A 16,823-nucleotide genomic window follows, 5' to 3' on the forward strand; every position below is an offset into this window, starting at 1 on the left:
TCCATGGGCGGCTCGGGGGTAATCGACAGCTTTCTTGGGACATTCACCCAATACATCGACAGCGGCTTCGGCCTTCTCAGCGGCGAGGTGGCGTTTATCGCGAGCACGCTCATCGTGATCGACGTGACGCTCGCGGCGCTGTTCTGGAGCTGGGGCGCCGATGACGACATCATCGCACGCCTCGTCAAGAAGACGCTGTTCGTCGGCGTCTTCGCCTATTTGATTTCCAACTGGAACAATCTCGCGAAGATCGTCTTCGACAGCTTTTCGGGTCTCGGCCTGAAAGCCTCCGGGACCGGCTTCACCGCACAGGATCTCCTCCGCCCCGGCAAGGTGGCGCAGACCGGCCTCGACGCGGCCCGCCCGCTGCTTGAGGCAATCTCGCCGCTGATGGGTTGGATCGCGGTCTTCGAGAACCTGATCCAGATCGCGTGCCTGCTTTTCGCATGGGCGCTCGTCATCCTCGCCTTCTTCATTTTGGCCGTGCAGCTCTTCGTGACGCTGATCGAGTTCAAACTGAGCACGTTAGCGGGATTTGTGCTGATCCCCTTCGGCCTGTTCGGTAAGACCGCCTTCATGGCCGAACGGGTTTTGGGGAACGTCATTTCGTCCGGCATCAAGGTTTTGGTGCTCGCCGTCATCGTCGGCATTGGTTCGACTCTCTTCAGTCAGTTCACGCAGGGCTTCGGCGGGCAAACGCCCAGCATCGACGACGCCATGGCCATCGTGCTTGCGGCGCTGTCCCTCGTTGGGCTCGGCATCTTCGGTCCCGGAATCGCGTCTGGCTTGGTCAGCGGCGGTCCCCAGCTCGGTGCTGGCGCCGCGGTCGGCACCGGTCTCGCCGTGGGCGGCGCGGCGCTTGCCGCCGGCGGCGGCGCTATGCTCGCCGCGCGAGGCGGCGCAGCGCTTCTCTCCGGGGGAGCCGCGGTGGCCCGTGGCGGAGCTGCGGCGGCCGGAGCGGCATCGTCGGCTTACACGGTCGGCTCCATGGGACAGTCCGGCGCTTCGGGTGTGGCGTCCGGCGTCGGCGGCGTCGCGCGCGCTGCCGGATCGGCCGCCACGTCGCCTTTACGTCGAGCGGCTTCGCGCGCGTCCGAGAGCATGAAATCCAGCTTCTCTGACGGCGCCCGCGCCGGCTTCGGCGCCACCGGCGGCGCGTCCACGATGGGGTCGGTCGGCGGCGAGGCGGAGCCTTCCTCCGTCGCGCCCGCAACGACGACTGATCAGCCCCCCGCATGGGCTCAGCGCATGAAGCGCGGCCGCCATGTCTCCCACGGCGTCAGCGCCGCCGCGCATGCCGTCCGTTCCGGCGACAGCCACGGGTCCGGCGCATCCGTCAATCTCTCTGAAAGCGACCGCTCATGAATCTCTTCAAAAGGCCCGCCGTTCATTTCGGCAAGACACCCCAACCCGAAACGCCGTACCAGAGGGCGAGCCAAGTCTGGGACGAGCGTATCGGCTCGGCTCGCGTGCAGGCGAAGAACTGGCGCTACATGGCGTTCGGCTCCCTGATCCTGTCGGCCGGTTTTGCCGCCGCCCTGGTCTATCAGTCGGCGCGAGGAACCGTCGTGCCATGGGTTGTTCAGGTGGACAATCTCGGCCAGGCGCAGGCGGTCGCGCCCGCTACCGCCGATTTCCGCCCGACCGATCCGCAAGTCGCCTGGCACCTTGCGCGTTTCATCGAGCAGACGCGGAGCATTCCGGCCGACCCGATCATCGTCCGGCAGAACTGGCTCCGAGCTTACGAATGGACGACGGATCGCGGTGCCGCGGCACTAAATGACTACGCCCGCGCCAACGACCCGTTCACCAAAGTCGGCAAGCAGCAGATCGCCGTCGAGGTCTCCAGCGTCATTCGGGCGTCGCCCGACAGCTTCCGTGTCGCCTGGACGGAGCGGCATTTCGAGAATGGCCAGCTCTCCTCCACCCAGCGATGGACTGCGATCCTGACCATCGTGATCCAGCCGCCGCGCGACGCCGAACGGATCAAGGTCAATCCGCTGGGGATCTACGTCAACGCCATTAACTGGTCGCGGGAGATGAGCCAATGAAGCCGGCTTTCCGCAACCACGCCATTCCGGCTTTCCGTAAATCCGTGCTTCCGGTTCTGCTGCTTTCCGCCACTACGTTGGCCGGCTGCGCGACGCCACAGAAGCCGCCGGAGATCAGCTACGATCGCGATGTGCCGGCGTTGCCGGCCGTGCCCGTGGCTGTCACTGACGATCGGCCGCGCCCGATCCATATCCCTCCGGGCTGGACACCGGCGAAAGGCGGTACGGCCGCTGCCACGCCCACAGCCCGCGTCGAAAACGCCAATGCCGCTGCTCGCGTGCAGCCGCGCCGGGAGGGCTATTTCAACGCCATCCAGGTCTACCCGTGGTCAGAAGGCGCTCTCTATCAGGTCTATGCTGCGCCAGGACAGATCACAAACATCGCGCTGGAGCCGGGTGAGAGCCTGACTGGAGCCGGCCCCATCGCTGCCGGCGATACCGCGCGCTGGATCATCGGCGACACCGAGAGCGGCAGCGGCACGACCCGACGCGTCCACATCCTCGTGAAACCGAGCCGCGCCGACATATCGACGAACCTTGTCGTGACGACCGATCGGCGCGTCTACATGATCGAGCTGCGCTCCGGCGCGAAACCTTATATGCCTTCAGTGGCATGGGCGTACCCCCAGCCAAGAGGCGGACAGGGCCAGACCATCCCCGCGACGCCGGTCATTCCGGCGGTCGCCGCGCGCAACTACCGCTATGGCCTGACCGGCGGCAACCCACCCTGGAAGCCCGTCTCCGTCTATGACGATGGCCGGCGCGTTTATATCGAGTTTCCGCGCGGCATCGTCCAGGGCGAGATGCCACCGATCTTCGTGATCGGGCCAGAGGGTGAGGCCCAGATCGCCAACACCCGGGTCCACCGACACATCCTGATCGTCGATCGTCTGTTCGGCGCTGCCGAATTGCGCCTCGGCAGCGGTGATAAGCAGCAAACGGTGAGGATTGTCCGTACCGACGGGAGGCCCGCGTCATGAGCGAGGAAAACAGCAATACGAGCGCTCCGATGCGCCTGCGGGCGGAGCCGCCGCGCGTAACCCGGCTGTCGCGCAAGGTGCTTGCGAGCGTCACGGCCGTCGCTCTGGTCGGCATAGGAGGCGCGCTGATTTACGCACTCCAGACCCGGAACGCCGGCCGCGACGGAGAGGAGCTTTACTCGACAGCCAACCGCCAGACCGCGGATGGTCTCGCCGGATTGCCGCGAGACTACACCGGCCCTGTTCTCGGCCCGCCCTTACCAGGCGATCTCGGACGACCCATTCTGGACGCGCAGAACCGAGGCCAGCCCGTCGTTCCTCCGACGATCACGACGCCGGCTGTCGACGAAGCCGAACAACGCCGTATCGCGGAGGAAGAGGCCGCGCGCACGTCGCGCGTCTTCTTCCAGACCCAGCCGGGCACGACCCCGGCGGCGCCGGGAGGTTCAACCACAACCGGCATTGCCGGTGTCGATCTCGCCGGCCTCGCGGGTCAAGCCGGCCAGCAAACCGCGCAGGATCGACAGAACGCTTTCCTCAATGGACCGGTCGATCGCCGCACGACCTCGTCGGATCGCGTCATGGCTCCCGCCTCGCCCTTCGTGCTCCAGGCCGGAGCGGTTATACCGGCAGCACTCATCACCGGCATACGCTCCGACCTTCCGGGGCAAATCACTGCGCAGGTGACGGAAAACATCTACGACAGTCCGACCGGTCGCAGCCTGCTCGTTCCGCAGGGGACGAGAATCATCGGTCAGTACGACAACAACGTGCAGTTCGGCCAAAGGCGGGTTCTATTGGTCTGGAACCGACTGATATTCCCGAACGGCCGGTCTATCGTCCTCGAACGTCAACCGGGCGCCGACACGCAGGGATATGCCGGTCTCGAGGATGGTGTCGATTATCACTGGTGGGATCTCGCCAAGGCGGCCGGCCTGTCCACTTTGCTCGCCGTCGGCACCGAGCTCGCCGTCAGCGACGAGGATCGCCTGGTCGCGGCGATCCGCGACGGCGCGCAGGACACGATCAACGATGCTGGACAACAAATAATCCGCCGTCAGTTACAAGTGGCACCGACGCTGACGATCCGGCCGGGCTTTCCCGTCCGCGTCATCGTCACCCGCGACCTTGTGCTCGAACCTTATAGGGGTTGACCATGGCTAAGCTGAAGCTCGGACCGATTGCCGACGACAAACCTGTCAAAGTCACTATGGAACTGCCCGCCTCACTCCACCGTGACCTTGCGGCCTATGCCGAGGTACTGGCCCGCGAGACGGGACACGCGGTTTCCGACCCTGTGAAGCTGATTGTACCAATGTTGGAGCGGTTCATTCTCACTGATCGCGCCTTTGCAAAGGCTCGCCGGGCGCCGGCTCACGGCTCAGAGGGGGGCGGTGCTCGCTCAACGTAGATTTTACTGCAACAGTTGCAGGCACCGCCTCAGAAAACTTCCATCGCCGTGAAGCGTACTACACGCCCTCTATCGGCGGGAAGTAGATCGTAACGAGGCACAACAGGGCCAACCGCGACATCTTTTTCGCGAGACTGACCAGCCGCCGGAGCGCTGGGTTGTCGTTAGAGGGAGACCAAATTGCGCAGAACGGGAGTACCGCTCCACGAAGAGGTCGATAGACGACTCCGAGAAACCGAGCGCCGCGCGCGGCTTCGCTCACCAGTGTCAAACCTTGCCCCATGGCGACAAGCGTCATCAGGTTATCCCGCCCCACTCCATAGCGTTCGACAAGTGGATGCCGTCCAAGATCGGCGAGATGCTTGATAATATAGTCGTAGATCTCGGGACCAGGATCTCCCTCGCTCACTATGAAGCGGCGCTCGCACAGATCAGCCCAATCAATTTCTCGCTTCAGGGCAAGTTCATGCCGGCTTGGAAGCGCCACCAAAACCCGCTCATTCCAGAGATGCGCCATTTCACATTCGTCGGCCTTTGGGCGCCCGGTAAGAAAAGCAATATCAAGATGATGGCGTTGAACCGCGGCGATATGGGATGACGGGCCACCTTCCACGATTTCGGGTCGGACCGTTGGATTTGCGCTCAAATATGCGTTGAGAAGCTCCCATATGAACCCGGACGCCAGCGACGAGAAGATGCCTATCCGTACGGCCCCGGCTTCGCCCCTCCCAAATTGTCCGGCGTCGCGAGTGGCATGGCCGATCTGGCTAAGCGCCCTTTGCGTGCGCTCTACAAATCGCTGTCCGGCATGGGTAAGTCGAACGCCACCATTGTATCGAATGAACAGCGCGACCCCGATCTCATCCTCAAGGTCGCGAACGCATCGGCTCACTGCCGACTCGGAGACCTGAAGAGCTTTCGCCGCTCGGCGAAAACTACCTTTCTCAGCGGCAGAGATGACATAGCGAAGGTGGCGGAGTTCCATAGGGGAAGAGGTCGTTTTGCGGCAACTGCTATTGCAATTCGGCCTCGACACGTCATTGGTCCGTTGAATCCCTATTCCCAGAAGGCATTCAATGTGCGCACCCTCCGCACCGAGGTGTCTGGACGTCTCGAGTGGCTCGGAACCTGGCTGTCAGAATGGCAACTATGGTGATTGCGATCCGATCGGACCCTGGAGCATCATTTCTGTCAGCACTGATTCCGACACCAACGCCGCTCCAGGGGGCGCAATTCAGGAGATTCCCTGCTGCAAGAAAGCCAGAAGATCGGCGTTTATCTTATCGGGGTGCGTGGTACACATGCCGTGCGGCAGCCCCGGATAGGTCTTGAGCACTCCGTTCCGAAGTAGCTTGATAGAAAGCAACGCGGAATCTTCGATCGGTACGATTTGATCGTCCTCACCGTGCATCACGAGCGTTGGCACCTCGATGGCCTTCAGATCTTCCGTAAAATCAGTCTCTGAGAAAGCCTTGATGCAGTCGTAGTGGGCCTTTGCACCGCCCATCATGCCTTGGCGCCACCAATTTCGAATGGCTCCTTCGCTGACTTGCGCTGACGGGCGATTGAAGCCGTAAAACGGGCCGCTCGGAACATCGAGAAAGAATTGCGCCCGGTTCGCTGTGAGGGCCGAGCGGAATCCGTCAAAGACCTCGATAGGGAGACCGCCGGGATTCGCGTCCGTCTTGACCATGATCGGAGGGACTGCTCCGATCAGCACGGCCTTGCTGACGCGACCGGGCTTTGCCCGGGCAACGTACCGAGCGACCTCGCCACCGCCAGTCGAATGCCCAACGTGCGCAGCGCCCTGCAAATCGAGATGATCAGTGAGCGCCGCCACGTCAGCGGCGTACGTGTCCATCTCATTTCCTTCGGAGGTTTGGCTCGACCGTCCGTGACCCCTGCGGTCATGGGCGATCACGCGATAGCCGTGGCCAAGGAAGAACATCATCTGCGCGTCCCAATCATCCGCGCTCAGCGGCCAGCCATGGTGGAACACGATGGGCGGTGCGTCCTTCGGTCCCCAGTCCTTGAAGAAGATTTTTGTGCCGTCATTGACTGTGATGTAGCTCATCGGATGCCGCCTCCTTGGTCGTTGCTATTTTCGTTGCCCGAGGCTCCCGCCTCGAAGCACGGGAATATGTCAGGCAGCCGCTTGTCGGACGCGAACAGCTTGCACGAATCCCATCCCTTGCAGTCGTTACCGTGCGTGAGCCGAAATCAGTTAACGGTTAGCTTTTCAGCGACCGGGTGCTCTGAGTCTCAGCAAATGGACACACTCAGGGCTCGATCCCGGGATTTGCCGGCAGCGGATTAGACGCGTTCACCTAACTGGAAGTCACCTCACGCCCTCGCGCCATTGTTCTACCTTGCGCCGAGCGAGCAGGAGAACGGTATGGCTGAGCATCGCATTGTTGTTGTTGGCGCCGGTTTTGCGGGCGTCGAACTTGTCAAGAAGCTAAAGGGCGTGCCGGCTTCCATCACGTTGATCGACCGACGCAATCATCACCTGTTCCAGCCGCTACTTTATCAAGTGGCGTCGTCGATCCTGTCTCCAGCAGAGATTGCCTGGCCGATCCGCCAGATCTTTCGCGATCGCAGCGATGTCGAGGTCCTCCTTGGCGAGGTTGAAGCGGTAGACGAGGACAAGCGTCAAGTTTTGCTGAGGGATGGGGAAACGATTGGTTTCGACACCCTGGTGCTCGCGACGGGTGTACGCCACGCATACTTCGGGCATGACGAATGGCAACAATTCGCTTCTGGACTGAAAACCTGCGCTGACGCAACTGCAATTCGAAATCAGATTCTTACCGCCTTTGAACGTGCTGAGCGATCACCTGACGCGCCGGACCACGTAGCCCAGACGACATTTGTCGTCGTCGGTGGCGGCCCCACAGGCGTGGAACTCGCCGGCATAATCGCAGACCTGGCGAAGCGCGCATTGCCGAGAGAGTTTCGGCGAGCCAACATTCGCGAGGCACGCGTCGTCCTGGTCGAGGCCGGATCGCGGATACTGCCAACTTTCGGGCCGGGCCTATCCGAGGCAGCGCGACACGCGCTCGAAAGACGCGGCGTCGAGCTGCTCCTTGGAGCGCCGGTAACCGCATGCAGCGCGGAGGGAGTGGTGGTCGGAGGACAACTGCTTCCGTCCCGAACCGTTGTCTGGGCCGCCGGTGTCACAGCGTCGCCGGCATCGAGATGGATCGATTCCGCCAGTGATCGCGCAGGACGTGCCAGCGTGGAAGCTGATCTCACTATCGATGGAGACCCAAACATTTTTGTCATTGGAGATACGGCGTCCGTCCGGCAACCAGACGGCTCGATCGTGCCGGGTCTTGCGCCCGCTGCCAAACAGCAGGGCGCCTATGTCGCCAAGGTGATCCGCGGCCGTCTTCTGGGGCGCGCGCCAGCTGCCGTGTTTCGGTACAAACATCAGGGGAGTCTGGCGACGATCGGACACCGTGCCGCCGTCGCCGACCTCGGCTGGATCAAGCTCACGGGCTATCCCGCGTGGTGGGTGTGGGGGATCGTCCACATCTTCTTTCTAATTGGCGCGAGAAGCCGCATTGCGGTAGCCGTCAGTTGGTTTTGGACTTATCTGAGAGGCCAACCCACCGCGCGCATTATCGACGAGGAACCATACGGTCCTGTCGATCCCGACAAGGTAACCGGCTCGCGTCAGGTGAGTTGAATTCGTTGCCCTTCCTGCATCCTGGTACATGCGGTCTGCCGTCGCGATGATGGGCGATTGGCCCGTATCGCAGCTGCCGCGGTCGCAGCCGGACACCGCCTTTGGAATCCTTTGGAACTCTTAAATCGCCAATAACCGCCGGAAATGCGACTTTCGGAGCGTGGACGCTCTGGTCCGCTATCTTGCCGGAGGTTGCATGGAAATGGACACACAGCCTGATGCAGCCGAAGTTCGTAGCCAGCTTGAAAGCTTGCGATCGAGCGCCGTCTTCAGTCGCAGCGCGCGGTTATGCGAATTGCTGGAATTCCTCGTGGAAGAGACTATCGACGGGCGCGGTCATACGCTGAAGGAGCTGGTGGTCGGCGAAGCAATCTACGCCCGAAACGCTCCCTACGACCCGTGCATTGATTCGACGGTACGCGTCGAGGCGCGGCGTCTGCGACGAAAGCTGGTGGAATACTACGAGGGGCCGGGCTACGATGCTCCATTTCGTATTGTACTTCCAGGCGGCGGATACCGACCGACTTTCGAGCAAAACGAGCATCCATCTGCGTCCTGCCACTTCGGTTCGAATGGTCACGATGGTATCGTCGATCTGGCTATAATGCCGTTTCGCGCGTTGTCGTCATCTCGTCTCGACGGACAATTCGCCGACGGTCTGACCGACGAGCTCATCTACCTCCTCGATCGCGCATCCTCGCTCCGCCTCGCACCGCGCCTCGCCGTTTTTCAGTATACCGGCGGCAACTACAGCCTTCGCGATGCCGCGCACACGCTTAATACCCGTGCTATGCTGCACGGCACCCTTCGCGCGCTGCCCACCCACATAAGACTCAGCCTGGAAATATCGGATGCCGGGGGAGGCCTTGTGTGGTCAGACCGTCTCGATGCTGTCGTTGAAGACACGACGATGGGTGAAGAAGTGCTGGCCGAGACGATCATCGCCCATCTTCCAGGATGGATAACAACGCCATCGAGGCGCGCCTCACGATCAGCCTCGCTCTTGTCCTGATCACCAAAGAGACGCTTGATCCAGCCGCTGAAGTGGTTCTGGAACAGAACCCGCCAGGAAATTTCGCTCCGCTTCGGCGTCGGAAGCGCGCTCGCGGGCGTACAGCAGGGCGATCAAATCAGACCCGGCACGGAACCGCCAAAGCTGTGCGTTCTGGTCGCCGGCCACATCTCGCGCCGCGCGCAAAGCATCCTCGGCGCGATCTGCATTCCCCGCGAGCGCAAACAAGAGTGCCTTTCTCCGTAGCAGCTCCGGCTCGCAAAAGCCGTTGTGCGTCCGCCGCGTGTGCTCGAATTGCTCGATGCACTCCCAAGCCTCTCGAACCTGACCCATCGCCGCCTTGGCTGCTGCAAGTGCGCCCGTGAAGAACGGATCGAATGGACCGTAGTGGGCCTCCTGGAGTTGCCTCAGCCCCCGCTCCAGGAATTCTGTCGCCCTCTCATGTGATCCGCGAGCTGCCGCGTGGTGCCCCTTCAAGCAAAGAGCGACACCATAGTGACTGAGCAGGGAATGGTTCTTCGAGGTTCGCAGCAGTTCGTCGATCGCGGGCTCCAGGCTATCGACAGGCTCGGCGACGATCAGCATCGTGAAGCATGCCCATTGAAGTGCCTCGCAAAGCGGCAGGGCCTTTCCCGTCGATCTTGCCTCCGCAACCGCCATTCGCACGTCCGCGAGGCCACCGTCGACATCACCTTGCAAACACTTCAGGCTTCCGAGCAGGGCGAGAGACGCCGAACGCCTTTCATAGCCGGTGATCGCCATGAAGAACTCGCGCATCGCTGGAGTCTCTTCCGCAAGAAACTCTTCGAAACTTGCCTGGGCGCTTTCCAGCTCTCCGAGATGATGAAGCGTCGTGCCGCGAGCCCAGAAACCGGTGGCGCGCAAATGCCTTGGCTCAACGAGGAATGCGAGCGGCGCGTCCTGGGCGGATTCCTCGGTGGATCTAGCCGCAAGCTCGGCAATCCGAACCAGAGTGAGGGATTGTTCGTCGGCAAGGCCATAGTCGGGCATGCGGATATTGTAGGTCCATCGCCCGAGCAACAGCCGGACCCTTTCAATAAGGTCGTTTTGGTCTGCAGCCACACGCTCCCGCTCGGTCCACTCGTGATAGCTTTCGTCCGGAGCACCGAAGGTGAAAATTTCTGTCGCAGCGATCGCGACATTGATGGCGGCGGCATTCGGCGACTGCTGCAGGGCAGGATCCACCCACGCCATGAGGTCCTTTGCGCGTGCTCCGCACTCGGTCAACAGTGACAGGCCGAACCATATCGGCAGCGCGCCCGCGCCGATCGCAAGCGCCAGTTTCTGGTCCCCATTTTCCGACATCGCCCAACGAAGCGCGGCGCGAACATTGTCGAGGTCGGGCGTAAACGCGCGATAGTCCTGGCTTGCAGGGGGGAGCCGTCCTTCACCCAGGAGCGCTCGTGCAAAATACTCAGCGTGGCGACGTTCTGTCTCGCGCGCCTCATTTGCAGCTTCAAGCGCATCCAGGGCGAAGGCGCGTGTCGTCTCCAGCAGCCGGAAACGCAGCGTCGAGTCGCGCATGTCCGGCGAGATCAGCGACTTCCGCACGAGCCGGGCGATTGTCTCCGCGACGGTGACCTCTTCCCATGCTTCGCCGATGACCGCACATGCCGCGTCGATGGTGAAGCCGCCCGTAAAGACGGCCAGCCGGCGCAACGCGAGTTGTTCAGACGAATCCAGCAGCTGATAGCTCCAGTCGAGCGCGGCATTGAGGGTGCGATGCCGCGGAAGGGCGGTGCGTTGGCCCCCGGCCAGCAAGCGCAGCCGGTCATCGAGCCGCGTGGAAAGGCCGCGCAGGCCGAAAATCGGCACGAGGGCGGACGCGAATTCTATCGCCAGCGGGACGCCGCCCAACTTGCGGCAGATCAGTGAGGCCGCCAGAGCGTCCTCGTCTCCAAGCTCAAACTCTGCATCCACGGCCTGCACTCGCTCCCGCAGAAGCTGTACAGCGGCGTAGTGCAGAGCTTCGCGGGTTCCGACGAGTTCCGTTTCCGGGGGCACCCCGAGCGGCTCCAGGCGTAACACCGTCTCTCCCGGGATCGTCAGCGTCTCGCGGCTCGTTGCGAGGATCGCGACCGAACGCGCCGACTGCAATATTGCGTTGGCGAGCATGGTCACTGCCTCGATGACATGCTCGCAATTGTCGAAGAGCAGCAGCGTTTGCTTGTCGGCGAGCGCACTGATGATCGCTGGAACCGGATTCTTCGAGCGAACCTCAAGCCCCAGTACCGTGGCCAGCGTGGTCGGAACCAGATCCGCGTCTGCGAGCGAGGCGAAATCCGCGACCCAGACGCCATCGCGCCAGAACGGGAGTTGCCGCTCGGCGGCATGCAGCGCGAGCGCCGTCTTTCCGACACCCCCGGTCCCTACGATCGTGGTGAGGCGCTGACGCGGGAGCTGGCGAGTGAGGGAATCGAGAATTTCAGTCCGCCCGATCAACCGGGTCAGCAGCAGGGGCAAATTGCTCCTGCCCTCCGCGCCGCTGGGATCATAGGGTCGCTCTTGCTCCGCGACGATGACCGGCGCTGCAAACCGATAGCCCCGGCCTGGAACGGTAACGACATACGGAGAGGCAGCGTCGTCGTCTTCGAGGGCGCGCCGCAGCGCGCTCATATGAACCGAAAGATTAGCCTCGACAACAACAATGTCGGGCCACACCACCTCCATGATCTGCTGCTTCGTAACAAGTACACCAGCATGGCGGACGAGTAGTATGAGGATTTCCGTGGCTCGACTGCCAAGACGTACTGGTTCGTCATTCTTCAGCAGGACCGCCTGGCCCGGCAGAAGCTTGAACGACCCAAATCTGAACTCCTCAGCAAGCGATACGGCCATCGGCACTCCTCTGTCGTGCCGATCCTAGCACTCCGTGAAGCCTCCAAAAAGTGATGATGGGTGGAAAGCGAAGCCTTCGTCACTCGCGAAGAAAGTCGACGCCTGTGGCCGCTGTCGCTGTTTCGAGAATGGCGCGATCGACGCTAGCGTGGTCAGGGTTGCGCTGCGAAATCATCTGATCGAGCCGCGCGCGCATGTAAGGCGCGATGCCTTCGCCGTGCGTCAGGATCCAGAATTGTCGCGCCTCGACCGCATCCAGGGCCAATCGCGCCACATCGGCGGGCTCCATGGCATGGGGCGAGTCGATTGCCGACACCTGCTTTCCGTCGACTTCTCTTGTCCCGGCGATCGCCGTCTTCACGAGGGCAGGGCACAGGACCGAGATCCCGACCGTTCCGCCGTCTGCCTCCAGCTCGCGATAGAGCGTTTCCGACAGGCCGACCACGGCATGCTTGCTCGCGACGTAGGCGGCGTTGGCCGGCATGCTCAGCAGTCCGCCGACCGAGGCAGTGTTGAGTATATAGCCTGATTTCCGTTCGCGCAGTCCAGGGAGGAAGGCGAGAAGGCCGTTCACGACGCCCCAGACATTGATGTCGAGCATACGACGCCAATCGGCTTCGCTTGTCTCCCAGGCAAGGGCGATCTTGGCAACCCCGGCATTGTTGATGACGAGCCACGGATCACCCAGTTGGGCGGCAGTCGTGTCGCGCAGCGATTCGAGCTCTGCGAGGTTTCTGACATCGGTACGCACGGCGATCGCCTTCACCCCGAGTTCTTCGACACGAGCTTTGGCAGCCTCCAGCGCGTCGGCACCGATATCGGCAAGAGCGACATCCATGCCGCGCTGCGCCGCTTCCAAGGCCAGCGCGAGGCCAATGCCGCCTCCGGCGCCGGTGATCACGGCCGTGCGCCCTTTGAGATTGCTCTGAACGATTTGCTGCATTGCGGCGCCTCCTTGCCAGTGTTCGCAAGGACCCTAGACGATGGCTGGAGCTCTGAAAGGTAGCGAGGCGTTAGCTCCTTCATCTAACGCGTCTCTAGCAGGTGCTCACTACAGGACCCCCGCGTTCCTCCCTATCACTTGCTCCGATACGTGTCTTATTCGGAGCGCCTACAATGACCCAGAACAGCCAATACCGGCTTGCAGGCGAGATCGTGGAGAAGATCCACGCGGTACTTGGCAAGTTCGAAGGCTATCGGACCCTTCACGCGGACGGGCATTTCTATCGCGGCACCTTCAAAGCCAACCCGCAGGCGCCCGAATTCAGTCGCGCGATCCATCTGCAAGGCGCAGAAGTGCCGGTCACCGTCCGCTTCTCCAAAGGCGGAGGAGATCCGTTCGCGCACTTCAGCGCGACAGTCGGCATGGCCACACGATTCTACCTGCCGGACGGGAGGGTCACCAACCTGGTGATGTTGAGCCAGAAGCTGTTTATCGCGCGTTCGATCGATCAATTCATTGCGCTGGTGGAAGCGGCCGCCCCGACCAGCCCGGGCGGGCGCCCCAACCTCGACGGCCTGAAGGCGATCTTGCCACAGCATCCGAATGCAGCCGCGGTTCTCAAGATGCGCGCGGAGTCGCCGGCTCCCGTGAGCTTCGCTCACACGGCTTTCCACTCCGTCCATGCGTTCAATCTCGTCAATACCGAGCAGACTGTCACACCGGCGCGGCTCCATTGGGCACCGGTCGCCGGCGTGAAGGGGCAGCCGGTGTCAGATCTGTCCGCGCAGGATGTCGGAATTCTATTCGGTGAGTTGGAAGAGCGGTTGCGTGGCGGGCAGGTCGAGTTCGATCTCGAACTGGAGTTGGCCGAGCCGGGAGACATTCTGGACGATCCCACGCACCTGTGGCCGGACGATCGACGGCGCGTGCGGATCGGCCGTCTGACTTTAGTCGCGCCGACGACCGAAGCCGAGATCGGCGATCCCGTCATGAACCACGACCCGAGTCAACTGGTCGACGGCATCGAGCCTACCGACGATCCGATCCTCCAGATCAGACGGGGTGTTTACGAGGCATCGGCGGCACAGCGCAGTGGTGGCTGGCGTCGCGGCAGCGCTCTCGCGCCCAACGCGGCAACGCATCCAACTGGCACGAAATCGTGAGAAGGAGATAACCATGAACGCCAACTACACGCCGAACGAACGCACCGCCGACGTGGTCGACGTCAGGAACCAGCCCGACGGACCGGGCCTGCGATATGGCAAGCGCGGTGAGGTCACGGCCGTAGCGAGGATCATTCCCGGCGCCGTCGACCTGCTCCGGCAGCGCATGGCTCAATTCCAGGCCGAGGCGCGCTACTACGAGGCGCGAATTGGCACCGTCCACGAGCTCCGGATCGTGCTTATCAACGACCAAACCCAAATCCTGGTGACCGTCACCTACGACGGTGACTTCAAGCCCTATCTGGAAGACATTCTGCGCGAGGGCGGCCCGTGGTTCGACATGCTCTTCCCCGGAATCTGGGAGGGTTACGGCAAGTCGACGGAACCGGAAACGCGGCAGCTCATCCTCGAAAGCCTGGTCACCGCGGAAATGTTCTATGTCTGCCACCATGATCTCTCGGTGAAGGACGTGAGCCGGCTGAAGCGGTTGAGCAGTGCGCTCACCGAGCTTCTTGACGCAGCGAGTTAGCCAATGGCGACGTCTCTGGAGCTGGAGGACATTCAGGGTACGGTGCTTCGCAACCGTCCCATGCCGTATTTCGGCGCCTATCTTGTCTTCCGGATCGATAGCGGCGAGGCAGCACGCAGGGGCGTTGCCAGACTGTTGCCGCATATCACGTCCGCAAAGGACTGGTCTGCTCCGTCTGACCAGGCGTGGATCAATGTCGTCTTCAGCGCAGAGGGATTGCGGCGCATCGGCGTCCCCCCAGCGATCGTCGAGGGCTTTCCACTGCCTTTCGTGCAGGGCATGGCCGCTCGGCGCACCTTCCTCGGCGACGTTGGAGACAGCGATCCGATAAACTGGGATTTGCCGCATGGTGGCAACGGGTTCCACCTCGGCCTCTTCCTGATGGCTCAGAGCGAGGCCGGTCGCGATGCAAAGCTGGCGGTCGGCAGGGATGCGCTGCGCGGCCTTTCCGGCGTTCGCCTGATCTCGCAACTCAACGTTGGTATTCCGCCGACGATGCGAGAGCATTTCGGCTACGTGGATGGTCTGAGCCGTCCCTTCATCGAAGGCGAAGGCGGCGAACCGATGCCGGGTCAGGATGTCACCAAAGCCGGGGAATTCGTACTCGGCTACGAGAATGAACTGGGACGGATGGCAGTGGCGTCTGGCCCCGAGGTGCTGTGGCGGAACGGGACCTTCATCTCCGTCCGGAAGATCCGCCAGCATGTGGCAGCATTCCGCCGCTACCTCCACGACAGCGCCGACACGCCCGAAGGACAGGAGCTCGTCGCCGCGAAGATGATGGGCCGCTGGCGAAGTGGCGCGCCCTTGGCGCTTGCTCCCGACCACGATGACCCGAGCATTGTGCAGGATCCTCTCCGGCGCAATGCCTTCCGGTATCGCGAGGACGATCCCGACGGGCGCAAGACGCCGGTCGGAAGCCATATCCGCCGAGTCAATCCGCGAGACGCGCTAGACGGCACTATCTCCGACGCGCGCACGCACCGTCTGCTGCGCCGGGGTTCGGCTTATGGTCCCCTGTTGGCTGAAGGATTGCTCGACGAGGACGGCGAAGACCGCGGCATCGTCCTTGCTATCGTCAATGCCGACCCGGCGCGCCAGTTCGAATTCGTCCAGTCGCAATGGGTGAACGATGGCGACTTCGTTGGCGAGGGCTCACGATCGGATCCGATCGTGGGCCGCCGAGATCGCGCCGACGACTACACCTATCCCGCCCGTCCCGTCCGGAAGCATCTCAAGACCATGCCGGACTTCACGGTGGTGCGAGGCGGCGAACATCTCTTTCTGCCGAGCCTGTCTGCCTTGCGCTGGATGACCGAGCTGACGGGCGGCGTCGGCGACGAAGATGCAAAGTAATAGACTTGTGCTTCTCGATCACAGGATCGATCCTATTCGGAACGGGCGCGCTGCAACAATCTCGGGAATCCCGCCAGAATCGCGAAACATAGCCCGAATACCGCCAACCCATACCAAGTAAGCGCGTAGATCAGATGGTTGTCGCTGAACCTGACGCGGGTCAGCGCGACCGGGTAGGCCGCATCGCCGTCCTTGACCTCAGCGTCGATGAAGTACGGCGCGGGGCGGCGCAGGTCACGCGCAATAGCAATGCCGGCGACGTCACGCGAACACCAGCGGCCTTCGGCGGGAGCGTTCTCTCGCAACAACGAGCATCGCGGTTCGGGAGCGCGAACCAGTCCCGTGACCGTCGCGGCGTCCAGATGCCGATCCCTCTTAAGCTTATGCTTCATTGCGAGTGGAGCGAAGCCGCGGTTGACGAGAAGGGATGCGCCATCGTCGAGAAGCAGGGGTGTCATCACCCAGTAACCGGCACCAAGATCGGTGGACGACTCGACCAGCACCTGGCGCGTGACGTCAAACCTTCCCGAGACCCGGACGCGCAGATAGTCGAATTGCTCCGCCGCTCGCTGATTCCAGTGCGACAGTCTTGGCGGCGCCACCGGGTTAGCGTGGATCCTCGCCTCGACCCGGTTGATGAGCTCGTGCTTCCATATCCTGCGTTCGAGTTGCCAGTTGCCGAGAGCAATGAGACCAGCGGTGCAGATCAAAGCGGCGCCGATGACCACTGCACGCTGCGACCGCGACGGCAGGCCGAGTCCCGGTTCGTCTTGGCTCCCCGCTGGCGTGGACACATCGATCGGCCGGCTTGATTGCCCGCTCATCGAA

Annotated in this window: 15 protein-coding genes; 10 read left to right on the top strand and 5 right to left on the bottom strand. The window is 62.4% G+C overall.

Annotation, left to right across the window (positions count from 1 at the left end):
• Positions 1-3 precede the first annotated feature (3 nt).
• Genes trbL through AGR1_RS00260 form a run of 5 tightly spaced genes read left to right on the top strand, consistent with a single transcriptional unit; the run spans position 4 to position 4,442 of the window.
• Positions 4-1,365, top strand: a complete 1,362-nt coding sequence (gene trbL, locus AGR1_RS00240) for a P-type conjugative transfer protein TrbL (protein WP_149145840.1) — start codon at positions 4-6, stop codon at positions 1,363-1,365.
• Positions 1,362-2,051 carry a conjugal transfer protein TrbF gene (gene trbF, locus AGR1_RS00245; RefSeq protein WP_149145841.1) on the top strand — a complete coding sequence of 230 codons (690 nt, stop codon included), beginning with the start codon at positions 1,362-1,364 and terminating at the stop codon, positions 2,049-2,051. The genes trbL and trbF overlap by 4 nt, the downstream gene beginning before the upstream one ends.
• The gene (gene trbG / locus AGR1_RS00250) at positions 2,048-3,031 is read left to right on the top strand and encodes a P-type conjugative transfer protein TrbG (RefSeq protein WP_149145842.1); all 984 of its coding nucleotides are present in this window, start codon (positions 2,048-2,050) and stop codon (positions 3,029-3,031) included. The genes trbF and trbG overlap by 4 nt, the downstream gene beginning before the upstream one ends.
• A complete protein-coding gene (locus tag AGR1_RS00255; protein ID WP_149145843.1) occupies positions 3,028-4,185 on the top strand; it encodes a TrbI/VirB10 family protein in 1,158 nt (385 codons plus the stop codon). Before trbG ends, AGR1_RS00255 begins: the two co-directional genes overlap by 4 nt.
• Before the next feature lie 2 nt (positions 4,186-4,187).
• Positions 4,188-4,442 carry a DUF2274 domain-containing protein gene (locus tag AGR1_RS00260; RefSeq protein ID WP_149145844.1) on the top strand — a complete coding sequence of 85 codons (255 nt, stop codon included), beginning with the start codon at positions 4,188-4,190 and terminating at the stop codon, positions 4,440-4,442.
• 58 nt (positions 4,443-4,500) lie between these two features.
• On the opposite strand, the gene AGR1_RS00265 is transcribed toward AGR1_RS00260, so the two are convergent.
• Together AGR1_RS00265 and AGR1_RS00270 are read right to left on the bottom strand one after the other, a co-directional pair.
• Positions 4,501-5,427, bottom strand: a complete 927-nt coding sequence (locus AGR1_RS00265; protein WP_149145845.1) for a LysR family transcriptional regulator — start codon at positions 5,425-5,427, stop codon at positions 4,501-4,503.
• Between the two features lie 249 nt (positions 5,428-5,676).
• A complete protein-coding gene (locus tag AGR1_RS00270) occupies positions 5,677-6,516 on the bottom strand; it encodes an alpha/beta hydrolase (protein WP_149145846.1) in 840 nt (279 codons plus the stop codon).
• A 321-nt stretch (positions 6,517-6,837) separates the two neighbouring features.
• Here AGR1_RS00270 and AGR1_RS00275 point away from each other — a divergent pair, with 321 nt between their 5' ends.
• Positions 6,838-8,133, top strand: a complete 1,296-nt coding sequence (locus AGR1_RS00275; RefSeq protein WP_149145847.1) for an NAD(P)/FAD-dependent oxidoreductase — start codon at positions 6,838-6,840, stop codon at positions 8,131-8,133.
• 196 nt (positions 8,134-8,329) lie between these two features.
• Positions 8,330-9,145 (top strand): hypothetical protein, encoded by an 816-nt coding sequence (locus AGR1_RS00280; RefSeq protein ID WP_149145848.1) that lies wholly within the window; start codon positions 8,330-8,332, stop codon positions 9,143-9,145.
• Here the strand turns inward: AGR1_RS00280 and AGR1_RS00285 are convergent, their stop codons facing one another.
• The gene (locus AGR1_RS00285; protein ID WP_149145849.1) at positions 9,146-12,004 is read right to left on the bottom strand and encodes a winged helix-turn-helix domain-containing protein; all 2,859 of its coding nucleotides are present in this window, start codon (positions 12,002-12,004) and stop codon (positions 9,146-9,148) included. It abuts the gene before it with no gap.
• A 79-nt stretch (positions 12,005-12,083) separates the two neighbouring features.
• Complete coding sequence (locus AGR1_RS00290; RefSeq protein ID WP_149145850.1) at positions 12,084-12,947, bottom strand: SDR family NAD(P)-dependent oxidoreductase; 864 nt, start codon at positions 12,945-12,947, stop codon at positions 12,084-12,086.
• Positions 12,948-13,120: 173 nt separating this feature from the next.
• Between AGR1_RS00290 and AGR1_RS00295 the strand changes: the two genes are divergently transcribed.
• Genes AGR1_RS00295 through AGR1_RS00305 form a run of 3 tightly spaced genes read left to right on the top strand, consistent with a single transcriptional unit; the run spans position 13,121 to position 15,995 of the window.
• The gene (locus AGR1_RS00295; protein ID WP_149145851.1) at positions 13,121-14,110 is read left to right on the top strand and encodes a catalase; all 990 of its coding nucleotides are present in this window, start codon (positions 13,121-13,123) and stop codon (positions 14,108-14,110) included.
• Between the two features lie 13 nt (positions 14,111-14,123).
• Positions 14,124-14,639: a hypothetical protein gene (locus tag AGR1_RS00300; RefSeq protein ID WP_149145852.1), complete on the top strand. Its 516-nt coding sequence runs from the start codon at positions 14,124-14,126 to the stop codon at positions 14,637-14,639.
• Between the two features lie 3 nt (positions 14,640-14,642).
• Positions 14,643-15,995: a peroxidase gene (locus AGR1_RS00305; RefSeq protein WP_149145853.1), complete on the top strand. Its 1,353-nt coding sequence runs from the start codon at positions 14,643-14,645 to the stop codon at positions 15,993-15,995.
• A 32-nt stretch (positions 15,996-16,027) separates the two neighbouring features.
• Here the strand turns inward: AGR1_RS00305 and AGR1_RS00310 are convergent, their stop codons facing one another.
• Positions 16,028-16,819, bottom strand: a complete 792-nt coding sequence (locus AGR1_RS00310) for an SURF1 family protein (RefSeq protein WP_149145854.1) — start codon at positions 16,817-16,819, stop codon at positions 16,028-16,030.
• Positions 16,820-16,823 lie beyond the last annotated feature (4 nt).

Origin of the sequence: Agrobacterium sp. B1(2019), from assembly GCF_008274755.1 — a bacterium.
Lineage (GTDB): Bacteria > Pseudomonadota > Alphaproteobacteria > Rhizobiales > Rhizobiaceae > Agrobacterium > Agrobacterium salinitolerans.